The organism is Pseudomonas syringae (assembly GCF_021605415.1).
Classification (GTDB): Bacteria; Pseudomonadota; Gammaproteobacteria; order Pseudomonadales; family Pseudomonadaceae; genus Aquipseudomonas; species Aquipseudomonas syringae_S.
The window spans coordinates 71,298-93,968 of the sequence record NZ_WKEQ01000016.1; the positions used below are offsets into that span (position 1 = coordinate 71,298).

Genomic DNA, 22,671 nt, shown 5'->3' on the forward strand with positions numbered 1-22,671 from the left:
AATTCTGAAACTGGGATTTTCAGATGGAAGCTTTAGCCATTTTCACCAGGCAAATACTCAGTCGTTCGAGAGAACACCAACGAGCCATGCAGCTTCTGGCCACAGCAAAAATTTCGAGTCAGATGATGGCTGTTCTCCGTCAAGAATTGGACTCGATGGTTCGTGTTGTTTATTTGCTGAATCAGGGACCCTCAAGGCGAGCGAAATTGATTGAAGCATCGGTGAATGGGCAGCAATGGGTGCAGCCCGGCGGTCGAGGTCGTGTAACAGATCGCGAGATGGTCGAGTTGGCTCAACAGCTCCAAGGTTGGACGCGCTCCGTATACGCGTTTGGGTGTGCCTTCATTCACTTGTCCAACCTGCACGATTACAACGACCGAGACCCGATGTCACTGCTTCCCGCCGAAGAATGCGAAGCCATTCTCGACCATTGCCGGTACTATCACGGCGGCCCGGAAGGTTCTGCGTTTATAGATTTGCTGCCCTACTTGCCGAGAGTTCTGGAAAAGGTATCGGGCAACCTCAAATTCTACCTAGAGCAGTTGCATGAGGGGGCCCTTAGACCCGATGAAAATTAGGAAAGCGACAAGGACAGTCTCATGTTACGAGTGGCTGTATTTTTGGCTGTGACACTCTGGCCGGTTGCTTATGTGCATGCCGAAAGCGTTTCTCCGTGGGAGCCGGGTCAGGATCTAGAACAGTTCTACACCCAGTATTGCTCGGCACCAAATCTTGAAAAGCACTACTTTCCATCGCTTGATTCACGGCAGTTAGCCGGACTCACTCGGCTGACCTCCGAGGTGTTGTGGGCTGATTTATCAGAAGACTTGGTGGGTCGAGAAGGCGCATCAACACAGGTTCAGGGCCGCCTGCGGGATTTGGGTCGCCCGATAGCGCCGGCGTTCACATCGATGCTACAACAAGCTGCCAAAGAACCTATGCGCATCAAGTATGTGTATGCATACAACACCAACGCGGGCCAGCGCAGTTATGCCCTTGATGCGTTCTTGAAATTGGGTAAAAGCGATGCTGCGTTAGGGGCTGCAATGGTGACCGTGCTTGAGTGCCGGATCATCCGAAACGTGAAGTCGTTAGACCCTTTTGTGGCCAGCCGAGTCGACCAGGTCAAGACCATAAATGTTCCAAAGGCCTCCGCCAGATCAACCAAGGCCAGCTCGGGAGGTGGTTACTCCGAACCTGACTGCAGCTGCGGCGGCGGGAATTTTTGCTACGGGCCTCGAGGCGGGCATTACTGCATCACATCAGGTGGACATAAGGACTATGTGAAACACTGAGGGTCTATGTGGGAAATTGCACGGACTTGCCCACCCATTTGCATTCGACCTGACCAGTCATTTGCATCGGATATGACCAGCATGATTCGTAGGCATGACCGGCAGAGAACGACCCTCAACTGCCGTTCACCATAGGAATGCTTTTGCCCGTTTGTAGTACCTCACGATAGGTCGCTTTCGCCGATAGCTGTCGCTCACCAAGCCCCATTTTTGCTCTATTACTGACCTTGGGGGCAGCCCGCCCCTTAAAGAGCAGGGTCTCTTACATTTTTACGTCACCCACCGACAACAAACTCCGCGCCGAGTAGCGATGGAGAATTCAGAACAACTGTTCAGATGTCGCTAAACCTGATTCGGGTTGCTTCCGCGTAAGCCCGGATCCACTCCGAGGTTCTCATCACATGGGGGTTGCTAACGTGTTTTCGATTAATCACTAGGAACTCCTTAAGGCGGCTTGATTTCTTCAATGGCAACACGGGGCATAAATCCCCTCGCACCAAAGCCTCGGCGACATAGTATTTCCAGCCAAGTGCCACTCCGTGGCCATAAATGGCGGCATCTAGTAGGGTTGAATAGGTTGAATAGGACCTCACTACAGTAGGGATGGGGTGATCCAGTGCCTGGTTGGGTAGCCATTTCCTCCAGTCCATTAACGGGCTGTGGTGAGTGGCTAATTGCAGAAGAGGAACAGTGCAAAGGTCTTCAATTTTCCTTATCGAATGCTGGCGCAGGAAATCGGGGCTCGCGACGGGCATGATCACCTCTTCCAGCAGGGGGTAGCTGATCCCGTCATCCCAGTTTCCGCTACCGAATCGCACCTCAATGTCGAAATCCGAAATGTCGACTGATGGCGACTCATCAATACAGATCAGCTGGAGTAAGACATCCGGGTTGGCAGCGTAGAAGTCGCTGAGTGCGGGGAGCAGCCAGTTTGACGCTGCGACACTGGTTCGCAGTTTAACCACACTGCTTTCTTCCACCGCAGGGCGCAATGCCAAGGCTGTGTTCTGAATGTTGTCAAAAGCCACGGTTACTGAATTAAGCAATTTCCTTCCTGCTTCAGTGAGCTCCAGGCGCGTACCAAACCGGACGAATAGCGAAACTCCAAGGGTATTTTCGAGCTCCTTGATCTGACGGCTGATCGCCGGTTGGGAAATCAGCAACTCCTCTGCGGCTCGCGTGAAATTGCAACTCCTGGCCGCAGCTTCAAAGGCAACGAGCCGACTCATCGAGCCGAGGAGGTGACGTTTTGAAGTCATGAATTGCGCTTCCTGAAATGTCGTCTCATAACATGGTGTTATCAGAATGATAAAAACAGCTGCCCTTCCGCTATATTTTTCTAAGTCGTAGTATCTGCTCAAGTCATGAGGCGGTGGAAGATTTTCTTCGGTGACTCAGGCCTGAATGGACACATTCGCAAATCTGAAGACGGAGTGACCCATGAAACGCAAACTCGAAGTCAAAAACCTTTGCAAGGTCTTTGGAGGCTGCCCGGAAGATGCAATGCGCCTGTTAGGCGAGGGATTGGAAAGAACAGAGATTTTCGCCCGTACGGGTCAGTCTCTGGCGGTCAACAATGCGTCGTTTACCGTGTATGAAGGCGAAATTTTTGTGGTGATGGGGCTGTCCGGGTCAGGCAAGTCGACTCTGGTTCGCCTGCTCAATCGTCTGATTGATCCCACCTCCGGGCAGGTGCTTTTTGACGGGGTCGATATTGCCTCCATGTCCGAGGCTCAATTGCGCGAATTACGCCGACGGCATATCAGCATGGTGTTTCAGTCATTTGCGTTAATGCCTCATTTGACGGTTTTGCAGAATGTGGCTTTTGGTCTCGAACTCGCGGGTGAACCGCGATCGACGCGCAATCAAAAGGCGCAGAAAGTGCTTGAGCAAGTTGGGCTCGGGACCTACTCAGACAGCTTTCCTCATGAGTTGTCTGGCGGGATGCAGCAGCGGGTCGGCCTGGCAAGGGCATTGGCCAATGATCCGTCGGTGCTGTTGATGGATGAGGCGTTTTCCGCACTGGACCCAATGATTCGCGGCGAGATGCAAGGCGAGCTGATAAAACTGCAGCGCAAAGACAAGCGCACCATCATCTTTATTTCTCACGATATCGAAGAGGCGTTCCGCATCGGTGATCGTATCGCGATCATGCAAGACGGCGTCGTGGTGCAGGTCGGTACCAAGGAAGAGATCGTGAAACAACCGCGCAATGATTATGTGCGGTCATTCTTCAAAAACGTCGACGTTACGCATGTCTACTCGGCCCTGGATGTGTCCGATATGCCCGGGAAGGCCTTGCTCAATGCCAGTCAAAGCAGCCTGCAGGAGGCCCGCGCACAGCTGCTGGCGAGTGATCGTGCGTTCGGTTATGTCGTTGACGAAAAGCGTAATTTTCTCGGCGTCGTGTCTATCGAATCCCTAGACGCCGAGATCCAGGTTAAAGGCCAGTCAAATCTGCTGTCAGCCTTGCTGGCGGTTATCCCCAGCGTCCCTTCGACGACATCGGTTTGCAGTTTGTACAACACCCTTGCCAACTCTCAGTACGACTTGCCGGTAGTCGATGCCGATGGACAGTTCCGTGGAGCAATTAGCCGGTCCCGTGTCTTCGAGCTATTGGGGCGACGCCCGCTGGCGGTCGAGGTACACATTGCCGGGATAAATGAACCTGATACCTGTTGTTGAAATATGAATGGCGGCTGATTCAGTCCGTCTGGCGGCGCGATTCAGATTGTTTTGATCAAGCCGAATTAACGGTAAAAGCGACACCGAGTGGAATACACCATGAGCCTTTACAACTATAAAAATCAGTCATTGGTCTGGGCCTGTTTCGTTGCACTTGCTTGCACTGTGCTTTCGGGTTTGGCGCAGGCTGCACCGCTAGAGACCACGACGCAAACTGTAGCTGTGGCATCTGGCCCAACCGAACAGGCCGGCGATTTTCTCAGTGGCTCGCAGGCCGCGGTGCACGAAGCGCATTTTGATCTGTGGCATCCGTTCAGCGAGCAGACGGTCATCCCGCTAGATCATTGGGTAACGAGTGGACTGGATTGGATCATCGGCAATTTTCGCCCGGCCTTTCAAGCGGCTCGAGTGCCTATCGACCAGACCTTGATGGGTTTTGACGCAGCGTTGCAAGCCGTGCCGCAACCGCTCATGTTGCTGCTGATCGGCATTCTGGCGTGGCGCGCCAATGGCTATCGACTCGCCTTCGGGGCTGTTCTTTCATTTGTATTGATCGGTCTGATCGGTGCGTGGTCGGAGGCGATGGTCACCCTGTCCCTGGTCCTGACCTCGTTACTATTTTGCATCGTTGTGGGCGTACCCCTTGGAATTGGCTGCGCGCGCAGTGATCGGCTGCAAGGCGTAGTCCGGCCGATCCTCGATGCCATGCAAACCACCCCCGCATTCGTCTATCTAGTTCCTGTGGTCATGCTGTTTGGTATCGGCAACGTTCCCGGGGTGCTGGTCACCATCATCTTTGCGCTGGCCCCTCTGGTTCGCTTGACCAATCTGGGGATCCGTCAGGTCCGTCCGGACCTGATCGAAGCCTCACGTTCATTTGGCGCATCACCATGGCAAATCCTGGTCAAGGTTCAGGTACCGCTGGCCATGCCGACCATTATGGCCGGGGTCAACCAGGCATTGATGATGTCGCTGTCGATGGTTGTCATTGCTTCGATGATAGCCGTTGGCGGGTTAGGGCAGATGGTCCTCAGAGGCATTGGCCGGCTGGATCTTGGCCTGGCAGCAGTGGGCGGTGTGGGGATTGTACTGATGGCGATCATTCTTGACCGGATGACTCAGTCGTTGGGTCACGCCAAAAGGGCTTCGAAAAAACGCAGCGCTGCGCCCAATAAAAAAAGATGGCTACTGAAGAACTGAGCAATCGGATCAACGGGGCGGATGTCTGCCTCGCACAGTTGAGTTGTACGCCAGTCACGGATTTCCAACGGAGTGTTCACAATGAAATGCCATGAAATTTCAAAGCGTCTCCTGACGGTATCGCTGTTCGCCGCCATCTCTTGCACATCCCTCGCCAGCCTCGCGCTGGACATGCAGCCCGGCAAAGGCGTGGTCGTGATTCCGGTCAAAAGTACTGATCAAGGGGTCTCGTTTCAGAACCAACTTGTTGTGCGTGGCCTGAAAGACCTTGGTTATGAAGTCAAGGATGCCAAGGAGGTGGAATACGCCACGGCGCATATCGCGATCGCCAACGGCGACGCCACGTTCCTGGCCGGCAGTTGGGAGCCTCTGCACAATGAGTTTTACGAGAAATCCGGTGGCGACGCCAAGCTGGTTCGCGCAGGAACCCTGTCCGCCAATGCATTACAGGGTTACTTGATCGACAAGAAGACGGCCGACCAATACCACATCACCAACATTCTCCAACTCAAGGACCCTGCGATTGCGAAGCTTTTCGATGCCGACGGTGATGGCAAGGCCGACTTGACCGGATGCACCCCGGGTTGGGCCTGCGAGAAAATTATTGAAAACCTGCTCAAGACCAGCGGATTACGGGCAACGGTTACTCAGAAAGAAGGCTCCTATTCGGCACTGATGGCCGATGTGCTAGCGCGTTACAAAGAAGGCAAGCCCGTTCTCTATTACACATGGACCCCTTACTACATAAGTGCCTTGCTGGTTCCGGAAAAGGATGTGGTCTGGCTTGAAGTACCCGTGCCTGCTGGCGAACAGCAGCCGGCAGGCAAGTATTACGGATATGCCGTCAATACCCAGCACATCGTGGCCAACAAGGCGTTCGTGGAAGCCAATCCTGCTGCAGGAAAGTTGTTCGAGGAAGTGAGCATCGACGTGAACGACATCAACGCGCAAAACAACCGCTTGTTCAGTGGTGAAAAATCGCCTGCCGATATCGAGCGACATGTCGACCTGTGGATCAAGGCCCATCAGAAGACTTACGACAATTGGCTCGCGGCAGCGCGTGCGGCCGGTGATAAATAACGTGCCCATCTGAATGCATGTCATCTTTGACGATATGGATACCGACCCCATGAGCCCGTTGAACAGCCCCACCACCGATGCGCGACAAACGTTGAACCAGGGAGATTGGCCATTGATGCCCACACCCGGTTTCGTTAAAGGGCCGGTTCATTCCCCGGCCATCGGTTTGCTTGAATTGTCGGTAGAAGTGGTGATGGCCAAGGAACTGCTGGCTTTTTGTCCGCCACAGGCTTCGCTCTACACCGGGCGGATGGCTTTCAGCGGCGAGACCACGGTAGAGGGGCTGAGCGCAGTCGCCAAAAACGTCACTAGTGCCGCAGCGCTCTTGCCGGAGGCGCAGTGGATGCATGCAATCGTTTATGGCTGTACATCCGGCACCATTGTTCTCGGGCAGGAACGGGTGGCCGCGCTTGTCCATCATGTCCGGCCCAATGTGCCCGTTGTCACTCCAATCGGTGCAGTGCTGAAGGCGCTGCGGGCTCTTGGGTTGGGCAAGGTGGCTGTGGTGACCCCTTACGTACCTGAAATCAACCGACTGGTGGCGCAGACTCTCGATGCGGCGGACATCGAGATCGTCAATGCCAGAACGTTTGGCCAGCGAGACGCCGAAAATATGTTCCGCACCCCCGCTGAGGCCTTCCTAGAAGCAGCGCTGGTGGCTGACAGTCCGGACGCCGACGGGATTTTCATCTCCTGCACCGGTATATGCGTCAGCCCGATTATCAGGGAGCTCGAGCGGCGAACAGGCAAGCCGGTGGTTACAAGTAATCAGGCAATTGCCTGGCAATGTCGCGAGATTGCGGGTACGCCCGAGACAGAACATGACCTCGGTGGGTTATTCCGGCAACGGCTCGTCGATTAGCCCATCTCTTTTGTAACGCGAAGGGGAAGACTCGACACTACTTCCCGCTATGTCGGCAGCACTTCAGTGATGCCGCACGGGCATCGTTGCGCTTTTTTTTGCAGTCGGTCAGCCAGTGGATTCGGGTCTTGTGGCTGATCTGGCGGCGAACATCAATAAATTGAGTTTTAAGCTGATGAACAATAAAACTGATAAGTATCGCCTCCCGTTCGGTTCGTTGTGGAAAATGAAAATTGAGCATCCGTATTCTTTGCTGGTGCAGGAAGCGGGGTTCGCCTGGACCTGTGGCCAGTGTCCACTCGATGAAAACGGGCAGGTGGCGCACGAAAACGACTTGGTCGCGCAGACGCATCACGTTGTGCAGTCAATCCGAACAATCCTCTCCAGGGCAGAACTGCAATCGCCCATAGTTGGCAAACTGGTTGTTTACTACGTCGAGCAAAGTGCCGAGTGTGTGCAACAGATGCTGGCGATACTGCAACATGAGTTCGGCTCTTCGGCGATCATTCAACCGATTGCGGTGCCTTACTTCTATTACAGCGGCATGCTGGTAGAGATTGATGTCCATGCAGCCGAATCCCGGCACTTTGTGCGCAGTACCGTGATCGATAAAGCAGGTTTGAACATCCATGTCACTGATTTCGATCAGCTGGTGTGGGTCAATGTCATTGCCGAGGCAGGTGAGCAGTTCAATCAAGCGATGCGTGCCGAGCAACTGGTTAAAGCCTTGGCTGCCTTTGATCTCGGGGCCGATGAACTGTTGGCCGATCATTGGTTTACCAGCCCTGAACTTGCCCAACCAGTACTTGATGCATTCGCCGCAAACGGTCTTGTCACCGACCTCGGTGCTGTGGCAATTACCCGGTTACCCCAGAATACAGCGCTGGTAGGCGAGCTGACTTTCGCCAAGAGATCGGGCAGTCAGCGCAACTCTGTGTCCAGCGCTCGCCGTATCGGCGACTTGACGCTGACGCTGCGCAAAAAAGGCGATTTCTTTTGGGCCGGGGTCAGGATGGGCAACTGCACAATGACACTGCCGGAGCAAACTCGCAAAGCAATGATCGCCTTGAATAATGTAATGCTTAGCCATGGCTTGAGTTTTGACCGTGTGTGCAAGGTCACGACCCATTACGTCGGGGACAATACCCCGGCCGATCTGCATGACAACATGACCGTTCGCAATTCCTATTACGCTCAACCCGGCCCCGCTTCGACGGGGCTGCCGGTTGATGCATTGATGGATCCGCAAAGTCTGATATCCATCGATGTCCTTGGGAGGTGCTCGCGATGAGCCGCTCGATCAACAGGAGGAACATTTCCCTTCCCGCACTATCACCTGGGTGTTCTTACGAACTTGCGGTTTTTTCATTCGGCGCTGCTAATGATGGGAAGAGTATTTACCTGCAAGCCGGTTTGCATGCGGATGAACATCCCGGGCTTCTGGTGCTACAACACCTGCTAATCCAGTTACTGGAACTGGACGCACAGGGCAAGATCAAGGGGCAGGTGACCGTCGTACCCTATGCGAACCCACTCGGGATGGCCCAACGTATGTTCGATAGCGTGCTTGGCCGTTTCGATCTGACAAACGGGGAAAACTTCAATCGTAACTTCCCGGATTGCAGCCGCTTTATCAGCGAGCAAATCAAGGTGGGGAGCAGGCGCTCCAGTTCTGAATGGAAGCGTTGTTTTGCCACTCACCTGGCATCAGTGAAACCCTCGACACCTGCGGCCTTCTTGAAGTTGGAGCTGACAAAAATGGCAATGAAGCACGACATCGTGCTGGACCTACATTGCGACTCCGATTGCGTTTCTCATCTATATGCCTCACACGCTCAGCAAGACCAAGCCGTCAAACTTGCAACCGCGCTAAACGTCCCGGTTGTTCTGTTGGAGCCTGACGATGTCGGAGGGCACGCATTTGACAACGTTTATTGCAGTGCGTGGCACGAACTGGAGGTCAATCACGCCATCACATCGGGCAAACGCGGATTCTCGGCAACGGTAGAATTGCGAGGCAAGGCTGATATCAACGACCGATTGGCGCAGGCAGATGCAGCAGGTCTGCTGAGATTCATGTGTGAAGAGGGCATCATTGTTGACGCAGCAGCAGCCCACCCAAAGAGTCAAACGACGCTTACCCAGACCTTTTCGCTGGTAGCCACCTCGCATATTCCTAGCCCCACCGTGGGAATTGTGGTCTACAAGAAAAATCCAGGCGACAGCGTGAACGAGGGTGAGGTCATTGCCGAAGTGGTCCATCTGGACAGCGACATCATCGGCGAACGCATCCCTGTACATAGCGATACCGATGGCGTTCTCGTCATCCGTCAAGCACCCGGGCTGGTGCGTCCCGGACAACGATTGGCATTAATAGCAAGTACCATTGAGCCGACTTTCAGGGATGCAAGCCGACCATTGCTGGACGCGTAACAGCTTGGCAACGGCACTTTGCCTGTCCGAAAAACCACATCGATTCTGAGGGAAGGTCAAACAGATTGGATCTGGCGAAGGTCCGCTAATGGCCGATTTCTGCGTGCCACGACTGGCTGACACCGACCCGAAGCGGACAGTCAACTACCGGCTCAACAGCACTCGCTAACCCAGAGCCCAGGACTCTCGAGTCGCTCGAAATAGGAACTTCAGTGCTCGCTGGAACACCGGATGGCAGTCGGCATAAGGAAGATCTTCGAGCGAAGCCCAGAAAAACTCGAATACATGGCCGTGGTCATCCAGTGTCTGATGAGTCCAGCGTTCAGGTAGATCCCGTCCCGCTCGGCAAAGGTGAAACGACGTTTGTGACAGCCCGGACAGATACAGCCACAAGCAAGACCATTCTCGACCTCATAGGCTCGGAAAAGCATTCCCTGACGTTCACCGACGGAATCTTTGTACCCTGCATCTAAAATCAACCTTTGGCCATTGCACTCTGGATTGCGGCGACAACTGAGCGACCGCCGGTCAAGGCTGCCTCAATAAGTGCCTGCAGATGGTCTGTCGTGCCGCTACGAGTTCCGATGTAGCCAGAGCGTACTAGCTCAATAAACGGGTCACTTCGTAGATAATGGCCGTCCAGTGCCTTGTAACTTATACGTAGGCCTTTTCGAGGTCCTGTAGTACAGCCATCCTCGATCAACCGAGTCAAATGCTGCAGGCTCAGCATGATTCCCGCAGATTTGATTGCCGAATGGCGCCGGACGAGCTTAAAGAAGAATGCTCCAGGATTCAGTCGATAGGGCCCTTCGGGTGAGAGATCGTTGTCGAACCTCTCCATCCGCTCCATCTCACTCTGGAACTGAGCATTGATTGGCACGGTCCATTCCTTTGCGTCAAGCTCGTCAATGTCGGGCGTGTCAGTCTTAATGCGATGCACCTTACTGCTTTTTGGCTCCATCATTTTGTATTGGACCATCACCAACGAGCCGCGTGGCTTGTTCAGATAGATAAGGTCGACGCCAAACAACTCTTCAAGCGGTCGCTTGTTGGCAGTAAAAACTTCGAGCTGCTCACCGCGCCGAGTGAATACGGCTTTGCCGGTAAGGTCACTATCGGACAAGTGCCAGCCAGAGATCCAGCGTGCGTCATGCTCAATGACTGCGTCCTCTTGGAGTCGGACCGTGCCAATAGCGGTATGTCCGCCGGGCAGCGCGACGCTTATCGCGCCGTCCGTTACTCCAAAAGCTTTGAGTGCGAGGTCAAGGGCATTTACTTGTAGCGCGTGGCCATTCTCATAATATTTTGGTCGCCCGACTTCGGCGAGAATACGATGAAAAACTGCTGCATTGGCTGGTACTTCCGCAATCAGTGCAATGAGTTTTTCACCGAGCTTCTCTGACACCGGTTGAAACTCGACGGTCTCCGATTTCAGCTTATTGGTAGCTCCGCGCAAGGTGGTGCTGGTGACGCCAGCGACAAGGGCATCAAGTGATTGTGGAGCGATCAGCAAGACACAATCGAACATCACCCGGGAGTCGAGCGTGGAGATCGTTTGAATCGAGCGGATAAGCCCTAACCGCAAGGTGGGAGCTTTTCCATCTGTGGCGATCAGAACCAAAGTATTGGGTCTACCACTACGGGAAATTACGTGCGGAAAAGTAAGTGAAAATTTTGTACCGTGATTTCGACACGCTTCAAGCTCCATCCAGCGGTTTTCAGTCAAGCGAAGCAGCGACAGTCCTCGTTGGGCTAGAGCCTTGAGATCCTTTTCGTCAATGTTGCTGGTCATATCCGAATTTTCCATGTGCGTCTCGCCAATCCACCTTGAACTCCTACAAAATAATTAGCGCCCGCGAATAGGGCAATCACGTCCCGTTCATTGGCGTGCAGAACGACTACAAGAAAATCAACTCGTGAGTCTGCCCCTGTCGAACTACGAGCTATGGACATAACTAGGCAAGATTGACAGAAAATGTCGTTTTGCCATGGACAGCTGGAGATTAACCTTGAACTCCCGTTTAGCAAGGTACGGAACCATGTCCATGGCTTGAAATCTTTCCTTTACGTTGATGAAGCGTTCGCCGACCTGACCGGCATTGCGCAAGCCGATGCGTTGGGCCGACGGATTCGCAGCCATGTCTTGCGTTGCACCGGCATCCCGGTAGGCGTGGGCATTGCGCGAACCAAAACCCTGGCCAAACTGGCCAACCACACCGCCAAGCGTTTGCAGGCGCAGACGGGCGGTGTCGTTGATATTTGCGATCCGTTCAAACGCGATTGGGTGCTGCGCAATACCGATGTGACCGAAGTCTGGGGCGTGGGCCGGCGCATGAAAACGCACCTGCACGCCTTGGGCATCAAAACCGCCATGGATCTGGCCAGCGCTGACCCTTGGTCTTTGCGCAAGCAGTTCAGCGTGGTCATCGAGAAAACCGCCAGGGAACTGGCCGGTACGCCGTGTCTGGAGCTGGACGAGCCGGATCCGCCGAAGCAGGAAATCTGTTGCAGCCGTATGTTCGGCAAGCGCCTGACCGAGCTGCCGCCAATCAAGGAAGCGGTCGCCACCTACATGATGCGTGCCTCGGAAAAACTGCGGGCGCAGGGCTCGTTGTGCAAAAAAATCCGCGTGAGCATTCGCACGGGCATGTTCAATCCCCACGAGGCGAAATTTGCCAACGGCGTGGTGATCGATTTGCCATACCCCACGGATGACGTGCGCTTGCTGACCAAGGCCGCGGTCGACGCATTGGATCATCTCTTTCGTCCGGGTTTTAACTACAGCAAGGCCGAAGTGCTGTTGATGAGCCTTTGTCAGCCGGGTGAATACACCGATGACCTGTTCGCCCGATCACAGCCTGCCGAGGCGACGCGGGTGATGGCGGTGCTCGACAAGATCAACGAGCGGTGGGGCAGGGGAACGTTGCGGGCCGCCAGTGTGCCAAGCGATCCGGACTGGGCGATGCGCCGCGAGTTGATGAGCCAGAGTTTTACCACGCGGCTCGACAAGCTCTGGACGGTGCAGTGTCGGTGAGGGTCATGTCCGGGTAGTCGGGAAGCCGTTGGCGAATAGCGCGACGCGTTGAAAAGCTGACCGCATCGCTGACGACGAACGCCACCCGGCTGGCACCTAATGAGACCCCAGGCGCTTAAATAGTCAGTTGGCAAACACACTCCAGATTCACCCCGTCAGGGCCCAGTACATAGGCCGCGTAATAGTTGGAGTGGTACTGAGTCCTGATCCCTGGTACGCCATTGTCCTGTCCGCCAGCGGCGATGGCAGCCGCATGGAATGCGTCGACGGCCTTATGACTCAGCGCCATCAGCGCGATATGAGCCCCGTAGCTGGGAACGGGAGCGTCGTGTAGCCATAGAAATGGCTTGCCTGCTGAGCCGAACCCCAGTCTGCGAGGCGTCGATTGCGGTGGATCCGTCTCGATGCTCATGATCAATGTTATTCCCAACGGTTCGAGCGCCCGCTCGTAGAAGGCGCGAGCACGCAAAATGTCCGAAACACCGATGCCCACATGATCGATGACTGATCCAGCAAATTTACTCATTTGGTAACTCCTTGAATCCCCGATTCGCTCGGCAGCGATGCTAGGGCTTGTCATCTAAGCGAATGATATTTGCCGTTGGGCGGATTGCCCGTTAAGGCAATGTCGGGGATCAGTGGAAGGTCAGCGCGGGGCGAATCGAACGCTCCATGCACGTTCAGACCTGAGAAGCTCCACCGTCGGCGAACAGCTCGGCGCCATTGACATAGCTCGACGCATCGCTCGCCAGGAAGAGCGCGGCCTGGCCGATCTCGTGCGCCTGGCCGATCCGGCCAAGCGTACTCTTCTCGTTGAACAAACCGATCACCTGCTGCGCGTTTTCACCCAGCACATCGCGTAGTGAGGGGGTGTCCACTGGCCCGGGGCTGAGTAAGTTAATGCGCACACCCGATCCTTTGATGTCGAGAATCCAGCTCCTCACCATCGCACGCAGTGCGGCCTTGGTTGCTCCATAAACACTCATACCAGGCCCGGGGTTGATCGAAGAGGTCGAGCCGATGATGACAACGCTGCTCCCCTCGTGCATCAACGGCAACGCGCCCTGAACGGTAAAAGTGGTGCCTTTGACGTTGGTCGCGAACACCCGATCGAAGCCCGCTTCGGTGATTGCACCCATTGGCTCGATTTCACCCATCCCGGCGTTGGCAATCAATACATCGATACGGCCGTGAACCGCACCGATATGCGTAAACAGGTCCCCTAGGGTGGCAGGGTCCGAGATGTCGGTCCGCACGGCCGAAACATTACCACCGAGGCGACTTGCAGCTTCGTCGAGCTGAGGTTGGCGGCGCCCGGTGATGATCAGATCCGCGCCTTGGCTGGCGAACGCTTCGGCGATCGCAAAGCCGAGGCCCGAGGAACCGCCAGTGACAAGCACAACCTTGTTCTTGAATTGCATGGGAAAAGCCTCAACAGCTGAATATGTAGTGAACACTACATAGTGTCGAGGCCATCTGCAAGCTATTTAGCGACCACTAAATAAAAGCGGCCGGCAGAAGCGTATTTGAACTTGAATGTAGCGATCGCTAAAGTACCGTATCACCTTGAGAGACAAGCCATGAACGAAAAACCCAGGCAACGCCGTTCCGCCTTTGACCGGCAGCAAGGGATAGCCATTGCACAAGCACTGTTTCACCAGCGTGGATTCGACGCCGTTAGCCTGACTGACCTGACCGAGGCCATGAATATCAAGCCGCCAAGCTTTTATGCAGCTTATGGCAGCAAGGCCGAACTGTTCGAACGAGCGATGCATCGCTACGCCGCAGAAAACGCGCTGCCGATGGACACGCTGCTGGCACCGGAACGACGTCCCGCCGAAGCGCTAACCTCACTGCTGATTGCCGCTGCCCAGCAATACGGGCGAGATAGCGCTTTGCGTGGCTGTCTGATCACCGAAGGCCTGCGCGCGGACGATCCGATCGCGCGAAACATGGCGGAAAAACTCGGCGACGCCGGAATCCAGGCGATCCGCCGTTATCTGGACCAAGTCTGCCCGGACAATGCGCATATTCTGGCTGACTACATCCTGATAACACTGCGGGGGCTGTCTGCGGCGGCATGCAGTGGGATGTCCTGCGAGCGCTTGGTGGACGTCGCAAGGATTGCCGGCAGGTTGCTTGCTTATGAGCTAAAGGCAGACGACAGCGAAGTGGAATCCTGAGTAAACAACATCCCCGCTATCGTCCGATCAATCAGCAATCAGTGATGGTCGTACCGTTGATGCGCTCGGCGAATCCGCCCCCAGAAGCTTCGCCGGCGTCTCAAAACCCGGTCATCGCACGCAGTTCAATACTTGGCGTTCAGCCCCCACCCACGCCGCGCGCGGACAGGAGTGTTATCACCGACTGCAACAGGAAACAGCAATGGCTGGCTCATTGATAAAATTTACCAGCCAGCAAAATGGCCGCACAGCGTTGCCATACGTTTGATCTACTGGCACTCACAGCAACTTTCGACGTATTCAGTGCGTTTTCACACAGCCTGGACCCGAAGCAGACATTAGAGCAGGGTAAATCAGTCCGGCGCCTGTCTTCCTTTGGTCTCTTGTTTTGCCCCCATATTCAGCTTGTCTACCGATCGCTCCGATAGAATCAGGCAATACTAAAATCCGATACGGCATAGTCCCCAACCCCTCTGCGCCCTAGCATGGCCTCACCTTAAATCTTCAGGAGTGCGCCCCATGAGTGCAGAAAAAACCATTTTTATCACCGGCGTTAGTAGCGGCTTTGGCCAGTCCCTGGCTAAGGAAGCTCTCGCTCAGGGCCATCGAGTGATCGGCACGGTTCGCAATGAATCCTCGCTGGCAACTTTCCAGGCGCTCTTGCCAGAGCGGGCCCATGGTGTGGTGCTGGATATTACTCACTTTAGTGCCGTCGACGCCGTGGTCGCCGGTGTTGAGGATCAGTATGGCCCAGTGGATGTGCTGGTTAACAACGCGGGTTATGGCCACGAAGGGATTTTCGAGGAGTCGTCGTTGGCGGAAATGCGCCGTCAGTTCGATGTCAATGTATTTGGCGCGGTGGCTATGACCAAGGCGTTTTTGCCGTATTTTCGCCAGCGGCGGGCGGGGCATATCCTCAATATCACGTCCATGGGCGGCTATATCACCATGCCGGGCATTGCTTATTACTGTGGCAGCAAATTTGCGCTGGAGGGCATCTCTGACACGTTGAGCCAAGAGCTTGCACCCTTCAATATTTTTGTCACGGCCGTGGCGCCAGGGTCGTTCCGAACGGACTGGGCAGGTCGTTCAATGCAGCGTACGCCGCGCAGCATCAGTGACTACGATGCGACTTTCGACCCGGTGCGAAAAGCTCGCGAGGAAAAAAACGGCCATCAACTTGGCGACCCGCAGAAAGCCGCACGCGCCATGCTGACGATTATCGCCAGCCCCAATCCTCCGGCTCAACTGCTGCTGGGCAGCGATGCCCTGGCCCTGGTGCGTGACAAACTGCACCGGACCGCGGAGAGTATTGAGCAATGGGAAGCGCTTAGCCGTTCAACGGACGGTTGAGCATGACAGTGGAGAGTGTGCGACCGATGCCGAAACCCAAGGACCCGAGAACAGCGCGTATGGTGCAGTTGATGGGCCAGCTTGCACCGCTGGAGGGTTACAACCTGAGTCCGCTGGATGATGTGCGTTTTTTGCGGTCCAACCGGCCGCTGACGCGTACGCCGGTTTTATATGAACCGGGCATCGTCATCCTTTGTCAGGGGCAAAAACGCGGCTATCTGGGTGATGACGTGTACGTCTATGACGCCCAGCATTATCTGGTGGTGTCGGTGCCAGTGCCTTTTACAATGGAGACCGACGCTAGCGAGGCGGAGCCAATGCTGGCGGTGTACATGCGTCTGGATTTCAATCTGGCCGGACAGCTCATTCAGCAGGTAGATGAGGTATGGAACCTCAGCGTGGCTCAGCCCATGGGCATGTATGCCTCGCCCATGGATGAACCTCTGCGCCAGTCGACCTTGCGTTTTCTGGAAGTCATGGGCGACCGTAACGACGCGCAAATCCTCGGCCCGGCGATGTTGCGCGAACTCTACTACCGCATCCTGACCGGCGAACAAGGCGGCACCCTGCGTGCAGCCATCGCCCAGCAGGGTCAGTTCGGCAAGGTGACGCGCGCCATTCACAAAATCCACCGCTGTTACCACGAGCATCTGGATGTTGAAACCCTGGCCCAGGAAGCGCAGATGAGCGTGCCCAACTTTCATCTACATTTTCGCAAGGTGACTGACTCCTCGCCTATGCAGTACCTCAAGTCGACGCGGTTGCATCAAGCGAGGTTACTGATGCTGCGTAACGACCTGACAGCGGCCAAATCGGCATTTCTGGTGGGCTATGAAAGTGCTTCGCAATTTAGCCGCGACTTCAAGCGCCTCTTCGGCCGCACACCGATAGCGGAGGTGACGTGGATGAAACAAACTTATGCGTTGCCGGCACCGACAACCCCGTCGCCCTTCGTGTCATCACACTGAGCTTCAATCAATCCTATCTTCGGCGTATCCCAGAAACGACAAAGCCCTGAATAATCAGGGCTTTGTCGGTACCAAATATGGCGGAGGCGATGGGATTCGAACTCATGGACCTGTTACAGTCGACGGTTTTCAAGACCGTTGCCTTAAACCACTCGGCCACACCTCCGTTTGCGTTGCGGGCGCCATAATACCTGAATGAAACACACTGTCAAACTCTGTGCATAGCTTGTTACAGAGCGTCTGTTATGATCTTTGCGACTGAACGTTTCAAACCAACAGGAGTGTCGCCATGCGCGAACAGGATTACGCAGTTCACAACAGCTCGCAGGCTGAGCAGCTAGAAGTTAGCCGCGTCCTGCGCAACACATACGGCCTACTGGCGCTCACCCTCGCATTCAGCGGCGTGATGGCATTCGTCGCGCAGCAGATGCGGGTCGGCTACCCGAATATTTTTGTGGTGCTGATCGGCTTTTACGGCTTGTTCTTTCTGACCAACAAACTCCGTGATTCCGCGTGGGGCCTGGTGTCGGCGTTTGCCCTGACCGGTTTCATGGGTTTCCTGCTCGGCCCGATCCTCAACCGTTACCTGGGCATGCAGGGCGGTGCTGAAGTCGTCAGTTCCGCGTTCGCCATGACTGCGCTGGTATTTGGCGGTCTGTCGGCTTACGTGCTGATCACCCGCAAGGACATGAGCTTCCTCGGTGGATTCATCACCGCTGGTTTCTTCGTGCTGCTGGGCGCAACGCTGGCCAGCTTCTTCTTCCAGATCAGCGGTCTGCAACTGGCGATCAGCGCAGGTTTCGTGCTGTTCTCTTCGGTCTGCATTCTGTACCAGACCAGCGCCATCATCCACGGCGGCGAGCGCAACTACATCATGGCGACCATCAGCCTGTATGTATCGATCTACAACCTGTTCGTCAGCCTGCTGCAACTGTTCGGCATCATGAGCCGCGACGACTGATCACAGCGTTGAAATGGAAAAACCCGCTTCGGCGGGTTTTTTTTCGTCTGCGAAAAGCAGTCATCGATCAATTGATGATGATGCTGCCGTCGGCCTGCTGCTTGTAGATTGTGTAGGGCAGCAGCAACGTGTCGAGCGCCCCGGACAAAACGGCGTCGATCAGCAGGCCTGGAGTGGAGTTCTTGTGGTTGAAAGTATCAACGTCTTCCCCGGGCGGGGCATGCAGAAGACAGAAGTCGTAAGTCACGCCGCTGTAAATGCGCGGAACCGCTCCGCAGTAGGATCTTTCTTTCTTGAGCTCATCAACCGCTACCTGATCGTTGCGCACAACGGTCTGCACTGTCCCGCAACCCCCGAGAAATAACGCCGTCAGCATCACTGCCTGAATTTTCATACCGCCAATCCTTCGCCGGAAAAAACATAATCTACGCGCAAGGCAGGGCCGACGCTATCGCGGGCGAGCCCGGCACACTGTTTGGCGGTGAGTCGGGATTTCTCAGGTTGAACACAAAAACGCCTGTAGGAGCGAGCCTGCTCGCGATGGCGGTTTGGCAGCCAACATTGATGTCGGAATTGATGGCCTTTTCGCGAGCAGGCTCGCTCCTACAAATTCCGGTGGTGGATCCAGATTTGACGACCTGACTCGGCCAATCGCACTCACGCCATCGGTGGCAGGCGACGTTTGACCGGAGTTTTCTTGACGATCGAGGTGTTGGTCTCCGCCAGGGTGTTGAGGCGGTCGAGCAAGGTGTCCAGTTGCTCCATTGAGCGCACATGCAGTCGCGCGATAAAGCAATCCTCACCCGTTACCTTGTCGCATTCGGTGAACTCGGGAATCGACAGAATCTGTCGCTCGACTTCCTGCAACTGCCCCGGCAATGGGCGAATCCGCACGATGGCCTGCAATTGATAACCGAAGCACTTTGGATCGATTTCAACGGTGTAACCCTTGAGTACACCGCGCTCTTCAAGCCTTCGTAAGCGTTCGGCGACGCTGGGCGAGGACAAGCCGCTGATCTGCGCCAGTGCCTTCAGCGAGCGCCGCGAATCTTCCATCAGCGCGCCGATAAGAACCTGATCGATGTCGTCGGTCATGGCGAAACTCCTGAATTAGGCAATCCGCAAGGATCACCCTTGATAAAAAAGGCAGACGCCGAGTTTAGCCTGCTTTTTAGTCTGGAGAAGCCGGCAGCCGAATTGGCATACTTTTGCCACATAAACAGGAGATTGATGATGGACAACACAATCCGTCGTGGCTCATTCGAAATGACCGCCGCCATGCTGATATCGGGCACCATCGGCTGGTTCGTGCTGGTGTCCGGGCAACCGGTGCTGGACGTCGTGTTCTGGCGGTGCGCGTTCGGCGCCGGCACGTTGCTGCTGATCTGCGCGGCTTTCGGTTTTCTGCGCCCGGGTATTCTGACCCGCACCACGTTCCTGCTCGCCGTGCTCAGTGGCATGGCGATTGTCGGCAACTGGGTGCTGTTGTTCGCGTCCTATTCCCGCGCCTCGATTGCCATCGGCACGGCCGTGTACAACGTGCAGCCGTTCATGTTGGTGGGATTGGCGGCGTTGTTTCTCGGCGAAAAAATCACTCTGCAAAAGCTGTTCTGGTTGGGCATCTCGTTCATGGGCATGTTGGCGATTGTCAGTGCTCACGGCCAGCAGGGCGAGAGCGGTGGCGATTACCTGATCGGCATCGCGCTGGCGCTCGGCGCCGCATTTCTCTACGCCATCGCCGCGCTGATCATCAAGCGCCTGACCGGCACGCCGCCGCACTTGATCGCGTTGATCCAGGTGTGCACCGGGATTCTGTTGCTGGCACCGTTCGCGCATTTTTCCGCGATGCCACAAGCGCCAAGTGCCTGGGCCAGCCTGATAACGCTAGGCATCGTGCACACCGGTTTGATGTACGTTCTGCTTTACGGCGCGATCCAGAAACTGCCGACCGCACTGACCGGCGCACTGTCGTTCATCTACCCGATTGCGGCGATCTTCGTTGACTGGTTCGCCTTCGGCCATCGCCTGGAACCCCTGCAATGGATCGGTGTGGCGGCGATTCTGCTGGCGGCGGCGGGCATGCAACAGGGCTGGGGTTTCAAGGCGCGGCGCTTGGCCGCGCAGTGAAGTTCACGACTGGGTTTCGCAGGCCCACATTTGAATCGCCGGTTGGCTCAGGTTGGGCGCGCCAACCCATTGGCTCATCCCATGGCATTGGCCGTCGAAACACAGTTGATAATCGCCGGCCTCAGGCGTCCTCCCCAGATTCAGCGGTTGCAGTGGCGGCAGTGAGCGCCGGTAATGCCAACTGCCGTTTTCGAGTCGGGCGTCCTCGGGAATCTCCATGCCCGCACCGTTGCCACGGATGCGGGCCTCGCCCAACAGCAGACCTTGTTCGCTCACACGGTAATCTTCTTCCCAGCGGATTTTTTCGACGGTGTGGTTCCACGCCAGCGTGAATTGCGAAACCGCCACTTGAGCCCACACCGCGCCGGCCATCCCCAGGCACAGTCCGATCATACGTTGGCGACCTTCGCCTGACGGGCACGCCAGAAGTGCTGAAGTACCACGACGATGCCCAGTGCGAAGCCGATTTCATCGGTCAGCGGCAACGCCACCACCAGCAAGGCACCGGCACTGACCCCCAGCAACCGTTCCCACACCGGCATTTTTTGCAGCAAATAACCAGTTGACGCCATGCCCCACAGGCCAACGGCGAAAACAGTTTTTATCAGCATGTAAGCGGTCATCCACAGGTTATCGCCTTGCAGCATCAGCGCCGGGTTGTAGACCGCCATGAACGGAATCACGAACCCCGCCAGCGCAATACGCACCGCCCACAAACTGATCTTGAACCCGGTTTCCTTGGCAATCGGCGCAGCGGCAAAGCACGCCAGTGCAACGGGCGGCGTCAGATCCGCGAGGATGCCGAAATAAAACACGAACATGTGCGAGACGATCAGCGGCACGCCGAGTTCGAGCAGGGCAGGGGCCGCAATCGAACTGGTGATGATGTAGTTGGGAATGGTCGGAATACCCATGCCCAGCACCAGACATGTGATCATCGTCAGGATCAGTGACAACAGCAGATTGTCCCGACCAATCGCCAAAATATAGCCGGCAAACGTCGAGGCGACGCCGGTCAGCGACACGACGCCAATGATGATCCCCACCAGCGCGCAGGCAATGCCGACCGGCACAGCATGGCGTGCACCTTCGACCAACGCGTGCAGGCAAATCGTCAACGTTTCCCGGCCACCCTTGATAAAGGCGCATGCCAGCACCAGCACCGCGATGACCGCGAAAATCACGCCGATGCCCATCTGGAAGAAGCCGGTACACAGAATTCCCAGCGCAACCCAGAACGCGCAGCGCAGGCCAAAACTCTGCACCCGCAAAATGATCGCCGAGCCGAGGATGACAATGGCGGTCAGCGCCAGGCCGACCATCCCCGAAAACAGTGGCGTGCGCCCGGAAAACAGCAGGTAGACCAACACCAGCAGCGGAATCAGCAGATACCAGCTTTCTTTGACCGCGCCCCACGCACTCGGGCATTGATCCTTCGGCAGGCCGGCGAGGTTGGAACGCTTGGCTTCGAGGTGAACCATCCAGAACACCGAACCGAAATACAAGATCGCGGGAATCAGCGCAGCTTTGGCGATCTCCACGAACGGCACGTTGATGGTTTCCGCCATGATGAAGGCGACTGCGCCCATTACCGGCGGCATCAATTGGCTGCCCATGCTGGACGTCGCTTCAACCCCGCCAGCGAAGGCGGCGCGGTAACCAAAACGCTTCATCAGGGGAATGGTGAATTGCCCGGTGGTCACGACGTTGGCAATGCCCGAACCGGTGATGGTGCCCATCAGCGCCGATGAGGCCACCGCAACCTTGGCCGGCCCGCCAAGTTTGTGGCCGAACAGGCCCATGGCGAAATCGGTGAACAGCTTGATCATCCCGGCTTGTTCGAGGAACGCGCCGAACAGGATGAACAGGAAAATGTAAGTGGCCGACACATAGGTCGGTGTCCCATAAAGGCCTTCGGTGCCGAAGGACAATTGGTTGATGATTTGATCAAAGCCGTAACCCCGGTGCGCCAAGGCGCCCGGCAAGTATTCCCCGAACAATCCATAGGCCAGAAACAGTCCGCAAATGATCGGCAACGCGATGCCCATCACCCGTCGCGCGGCTTCAAACACCAAGGCGATCAAGACAATGCCAATGACCGTATCGGCCATGGTCAAATCCCCGGAACGCTGGATCAAATCCGCTTCGAACACCCATTGATACACCGCTGTCGCGATGCCGCCCAGACAGAGAATCCACGCCAGCGGCTGCCACGGACGGCCATTGCCCCATCCCGGATAGCTGAGAAACACCACCCACAGCAGAAACCCCACGTGGAAGGCGCGCAACACCTGACTTGAAACCGGAGAAAACGCGGCGGTGACGATCTGGAAAATCGAAAACAGCAGCGCCACGTAAAACAGGGTTTTTGGCCAATCTCGCGGGTTCGCGGATAAGCCCTGATGGTCAACACTCATGGACTGCCTGCCTTATGACTGCATTGAAAAAAGGTCAGCGAACGGCGCAGCGACCCGATTGATCGCTGCGCGC

General features: G+C 55.9%; 22 protein-coding genes and 1 tRNA gene. 14 read left to right on the top strand and 9 right to left on the bottom strand.

Translation table 11 applies throughout. The features are described from left to right. Positions 1-23: 23 nt before the first annotated feature. Together GIW69_RS13755 and GIW69_RS13760 are read left to right on the top strand one after the other, a co-directional pair. Entirely contained in the window at positions 24-578 is a 555-nt protein-coding gene (locus GIW69_RS13755; protein WP_236483224.1) for a hypothetical protein, read from the top strand. A 21-nt stretch (positions 579-599) separates the two neighbouring features. Continuing rightward, on the top strand, positions 600-1,295 hold the full coding sequence (locus tag GIW69_RS13760; RefSeq protein ID WP_236483225.1) for a hypothetical protein: 696 nt from the start codon (positions 600-602) through the stop codon (positions 1,293-1,295). A 332-nt stretch (positions 1,296-1,627) separates the two neighbouring features. On the opposite strand, the gene GIW69_RS13765 is transcribed toward GIW69_RS13760, so the two are convergent. Next, complete coding sequence (locus GIW69_RS13765) at positions 1,628-2,554, bottom strand: LysR family transcriptional regulator (protein WP_236483226.1); 927 nt, start codon at positions 2,552-2,554, stop codon at positions 1,628-1,630. 181 nt (positions 2,555-2,735) lie between these two features. Here GIW69_RS13765 and proV point away from each other — a divergent pair, with 181 nt between their 5' ends. The 6 genes from proV to GIW69_RS13795 all read left to right on the top strand — a co-directional run bounded on the left by proV (position 2,736) and on the right by GIW69_RS13795 (position 9,555). After that, positions 2,736-3,980 (top strand): glycine betaine/L-proline ABC transporter ATP-binding protein ProV, encoded by a 1,245-nt coding sequence (gene proV / locus GIW69_RS13770; RefSeq protein ID WP_236483227.1) that lies wholly within the window; start codon positions 2,736-2,738, stop codon positions 3,978-3,980. A gap of 99 nt (positions 3,981-4,079) precedes the next feature. After that, entirely contained in the window at positions 4,080-5,180 is a 1,101-nt protein-coding gene (gene proW / locus GIW69_RS13775) for a glycine betaine/L-proline ABC transporter permease ProW (protein WP_236483228.1), read from the top strand. A gap of 81 nt (positions 5,181-5,261) precedes the next feature. Further along, on the top strand, positions 5,262-6,260 hold the full coding sequence (gene proX / locus GIW69_RS13780) for a glycine betaine/L-proline ABC transporter substrate-binding protein ProX (protein ID WP_268945559.1): 999 nt from the start codon (positions 5,262-5,264) through the stop codon (positions 6,258-6,260). A gap of 49 nt (positions 6,261-6,309) precedes the next feature. Continuing rightward, on the top strand, positions 6,310-7,122 hold the full coding sequence (locus GIW69_RS13785; RefSeq protein ID WP_236483229.1) for an aspartate racemase/maleate isomerase family protein: 813 nt from the start codon (positions 6,310-6,312) through the stop codon (positions 7,120-7,122). Positions 7,123-7,252: 130 nt separating this feature from the next. Continuing rightward, entirely contained in the window at positions 7,253-8,413 is a 1,161-nt protein-coding gene (locus tag GIW69_RS13790) for a Rid family hydrolase (RefSeq protein WP_236483230.1), read from the top strand. Next, positions 8,410-9,555, top strand: coding sequence for a succinylglutamate desuccinylase/aspartoacylase family protein (locus tag GIW69_RS13795; protein ID WP_236483231.1), 1,146 nt, complete (start codon positions 8,410-8,412; stop codon positions 9,553-9,555). Before GIW69_RS13790 ends, GIW69_RS13795 begins: the two co-directional genes overlap by 4 nt. A 475-nt stretch (positions 9,556-10,030) precedes the next feature. Here GIW69_RS13795 and GIW69_RS13805 read toward each other — a convergent pair whose 3' ends face one another. After that, positions 10,031-11,347: a hypothetical protein gene (locus GIW69_RS13805; RefSeq protein ID WP_236483232.1), complete on the bottom strand. Its 1,317-nt coding sequence runs from the start codon at positions 11,345-11,347 to the stop codon at positions 10,031-10,033. Positions 11,348-11,605: 258 nt separating this feature from the next. Between GIW69_RS13805 and GIW69_RS13810 the strand changes: the two genes are divergently transcribed. After that, complete coding sequence (locus GIW69_RS13810) at positions 11,606-12,589, top strand: DUF4113 domain-containing protein (RefSeq protein WP_236483233.1); 984 nt, start codon at positions 11,606-11,608, stop codon at positions 12,587-12,589. Positions 12,590-12,704: 115 nt separating this feature from the next. Here the strand turns inward: GIW69_RS13810 and GIW69_RS13815 are convergent, their stop codons facing one another. Then, entirely contained in the window at positions 12,705-13,115 is a 411-nt protein-coding gene (locus tag GIW69_RS13815) for a VOC family protein (protein WP_236483234.1), read from the bottom strand. Positions 13,116-13,269: 154 nt separating this feature from the next. Further along, entirely contained in the window at positions 13,270-14,010 is a 741-nt protein-coding gene (locus tag GIW69_RS13820) for an SDR family oxidoreductase (protein WP_236483235.1), read from the bottom strand. A 159-nt stretch (positions 14,011-14,169) separates the two neighbouring features. Between GIW69_RS13820 and GIW69_RS13825 the strand changes: the two genes are divergently transcribed. The 3 genes from GIW69_RS13825 to GIW69_RS13835 all read left to right on the top strand — a co-directional run bounded on the left by GIW69_RS13825 (position 14,170) and on the right by GIW69_RS13835 (position 17,093). Next, a complete protein-coding gene (locus GIW69_RS13825) occupies positions 14,170-14,772 on the top strand; it encodes a TetR/AcrR family transcriptional regulator (protein WP_236483236.1) in 603 nt (200 codons plus the stop codon). Between the two features lie 519 nt (positions 14,773-15,291). Then, a complete protein-coding gene (locus GIW69_RS13830; protein ID WP_236483237.1) occupies positions 15,292-16,125 on the top strand; it encodes an oxidoreductase in 834 nt (277 codons plus the stop codon). Between the two features lie 26 nt (positions 16,126-16,151). Further along, entirely contained in the window at positions 16,152-17,093 is a 942-nt protein-coding gene (locus GIW69_RS13835; protein ID WP_236483238.1) for an AraC family transcriptional regulator, read from the top strand. Between the two features lie 78 nt (positions 17,094-17,171). Here GIW69_RS13835 and GIW69_RS13840 read toward each other — a convergent pair. Continuing rightward, a tRNA-Ser gene (locus GIW69_RS13840) sits at positions 17,172-17,259 on the bottom strand. 123 nt (positions 17,260-17,382) lie between these two features. Between GIW69_RS13840 and GIW69_RS13845 the strand changes: the two genes are divergently transcribed. Beyond that, positions 17,383-18,054 carry a Bax inhibitor-1/YccA family protein gene (locus GIW69_RS13845; protein ID WP_236483239.1) on the top strand — a complete coding sequence of 224 codons (672 nt, stop codon included), beginning with the start codon at positions 17,383-17,385 and terminating at the stop codon, positions 18,052-18,054. 67 nt (positions 18,055-18,121) lie between these two features. Here the strand turns inward: GIW69_RS13845 and GIW69_RS13850 are convergent, their stop codons facing one another. Then, positions 18,122-18,448 carry a YceK/YidQ family lipoprotein gene (locus GIW69_RS13850; protein ID WP_236483240.1) on the bottom strand — a complete coding sequence of 109 codons (327 nt, stop codon included), beginning with the start codon at positions 18,446-18,448 and terminating at the stop codon, positions 18,122-18,124. 263 nt (positions 18,449-18,711) lie between these two features. Then, entirely contained in the window at positions 18,712-19,149 is a 438-nt protein-coding gene (locus GIW69_RS13855) for an Lrp/AsnC family transcriptional regulator (protein ID WP_236483241.1), read from the bottom strand. A gap of 138 nt (positions 19,150-19,287) precedes the next feature. Here GIW69_RS13855 and GIW69_RS13860 point away from each other — a divergent pair, with 138 nt between their 5' ends. Further along, on the top strand, positions 19,288-20,181 hold the full coding sequence (locus GIW69_RS13860; protein ID WP_236483242.1) for a DMT family transporter: 894 nt from the start codon (positions 19,288-19,290) through the stop codon (positions 20,179-20,181). Positions 20,182-20,184: 3 nt separating this feature from the next. On the opposite strand, the gene GIW69_RS13865 is transcribed toward GIW69_RS13860, so the two are convergent. Together GIW69_RS13865 and GIW69_RS13870 are read right to left on the bottom strand one after the other, a co-directional pair. Next, positions 20,185-20,574 carry a DUF1850 domain-containing protein gene (locus tag GIW69_RS13865; RefSeq protein ID WP_236483243.1) on the bottom strand — a complete coding sequence of 130 codons (390 nt, stop codon included), beginning with the start codon at positions 20,572-20,574 and terminating at the stop codon, positions 20,185-20,187. Next, positions 20,571-22,598 (bottom strand): TRAP transporter permease, encoded by a 2,028-nt coding sequence (locus tag GIW69_RS13870; RefSeq protein ID WP_236483244.1) that lies wholly within the window; start codon positions 22,596-22,598, stop codon positions 20,571-20,573. The genes GIW69_RS13865 and GIW69_RS13870 overlap by 4 nt, the downstream gene beginning before the upstream one ends. Between the last annotated feature and the right edge of the window lie 73 nt (positions 22,599-22,671).

What these genes read in the sequence shown, in the direction of transcription:
- GIW69_RS13855 (WP_236483241.1), bottom strand. Translation starts at nt 19,149, where the DNA reads ATGACCGACGACATCGATCAGGTTCTTATCGGCGCGCTGATGGAAGAT.
- GIW69_RS13835 (WP_236483238.1), top strand. Translation starts at nt 16,152, where the DNA reads ATGCCGAAACCCAAGGACCCGAGAACAGCGCGTATGGTGCAGTTGATG.
- GIW69_RS13845 (WP_236483239.1), top strand. Translation starts at nt 17,383, where the DNA reads ATGCGCGAACAGGATTACGCAGTTCACAACAGCTCGCAGGCTGAGCAG.
- GIW69_RS13755 (WP_236483224.1), top strand. Translation starts at nt 24, where the DNA reads ATGGAAGCTTTAGCCATTTTCACCAGGCAAATACTCAGTCGTTCGAGA.
- GIW69_RS13850 (WP_236483240.1), bottom strand. Translation starts at nt 18,448, where the DNA reads ATGAAAATTCAGGCAGTGATGCTGACGGCGTTATTTCTCGGGGGTTGC.
- GIW69_RS13830 (WP_236483237.1), top strand. Translation starts at nt 15,292, where the DNA reads ATGAGTGCAGAAAAAACCATTTTTATCACCGGCGTTAGTAGCGGCTTT.
- GIW69_RS13805 (WP_236483232.1), bottom strand. Translation starts at nt 11,347, where the DNA reads ATGACCAGCAACATTGACGAAAAGGATCTCAAGGCTCTAGCCCAACGA.
- GIW69_RS13815 (WP_236483234.1), bottom strand. Translation starts at nt 13,115, where the DNA reads ATGAGTAAATTTGCTGGATCAGTCATCGATCATGTGGGCATCGGTGTT.
- GIW69_RS13870 (WP_236483244.1), bottom strand. Translation starts at nt 22,598, where the DNA reads ATGAGTGTTGACCATCAGGGCTTATCCGCGAACCCGCGAGATTGGCCA.
- proV (WP_236483227.1), top strand. Translation starts at nt 2,736, where the DNA reads ATGAAACGCAAACTCGAAGTCAAAAACCTTTGCAAGGTCTTTGGAGGC.
- proX (WP_268945559.1), top strand. Translation starts at nt 5,262, where the DNA reads ATGAAATGCCATGAAATTTCAAAGCGTCTCCTGACGGTATCGCTGTTC.
- GIW69_RS13860 (WP_236483242.1), top strand. Translation starts at nt 19,288, where the DNA reads ATGGACAACACAATCCGTCGTGGCTCATTCGAAATGACCGCCGCCATG.
- proW (WP_236483228.1), top strand. Translation starts at nt 4,080, where the DNA reads ATGAGCCTTTACAACTATAAAAATCAGTCATTGGTCTGGGCCTGTTTC.
- GIW69_RS13795 (WP_236483231.1), top strand. Translation starts at nt 8,410, where the DNA reads ATGAGCCGCTCGATCAACAGGAGGAACATTTCCCTTCCCGCACTATCA.
- GIW69_RS13825 (WP_236483236.1), top strand. Translation starts at nt 14,170, where the DNA reads ATGAACGAAAAACCCAGGCAACGCCGTTCCGCCTTTGACCGGCAGCAA.
- GIW69_RS13785 (WP_236483229.1), top strand. Translation starts at nt 6,310, where the DNA reads ATGAGCCCGTTGAACAGCCCCACCACCGATGCGCGACAAACGTTGAAC.
- GIW69_RS13820 (WP_236483235.1), bottom strand. Translation starts at nt 14,010, where the DNA reads ATGCAATTCAAGAACAAGGTTGTGCTTGTCACTGGCGGTTCCTCGGGC.
- GIW69_RS13865 (WP_236483243.1), bottom strand. Translation starts at nt 20,574, where the DNA reads ATGATCGGACTGTGCCTGGGGATGGCCGGCGCGGTGTGGGCTCAAGTG.
- GIW69_RS13765 (WP_236483226.1), bottom strand. Translation starts at nt 2,554, where the DNA reads ATGACTTCAAAACGTCACCTCCTCGGCTCGATGAGTCGGCTCGTTGCC.
- GIW69_RS13760 (WP_236483225.1), top strand. Translation starts at nt 600, where the DNA reads ATGTTACGAGTGGCTGTATTTTTGGCTGTGACACTCTGGCCGGTTGCT.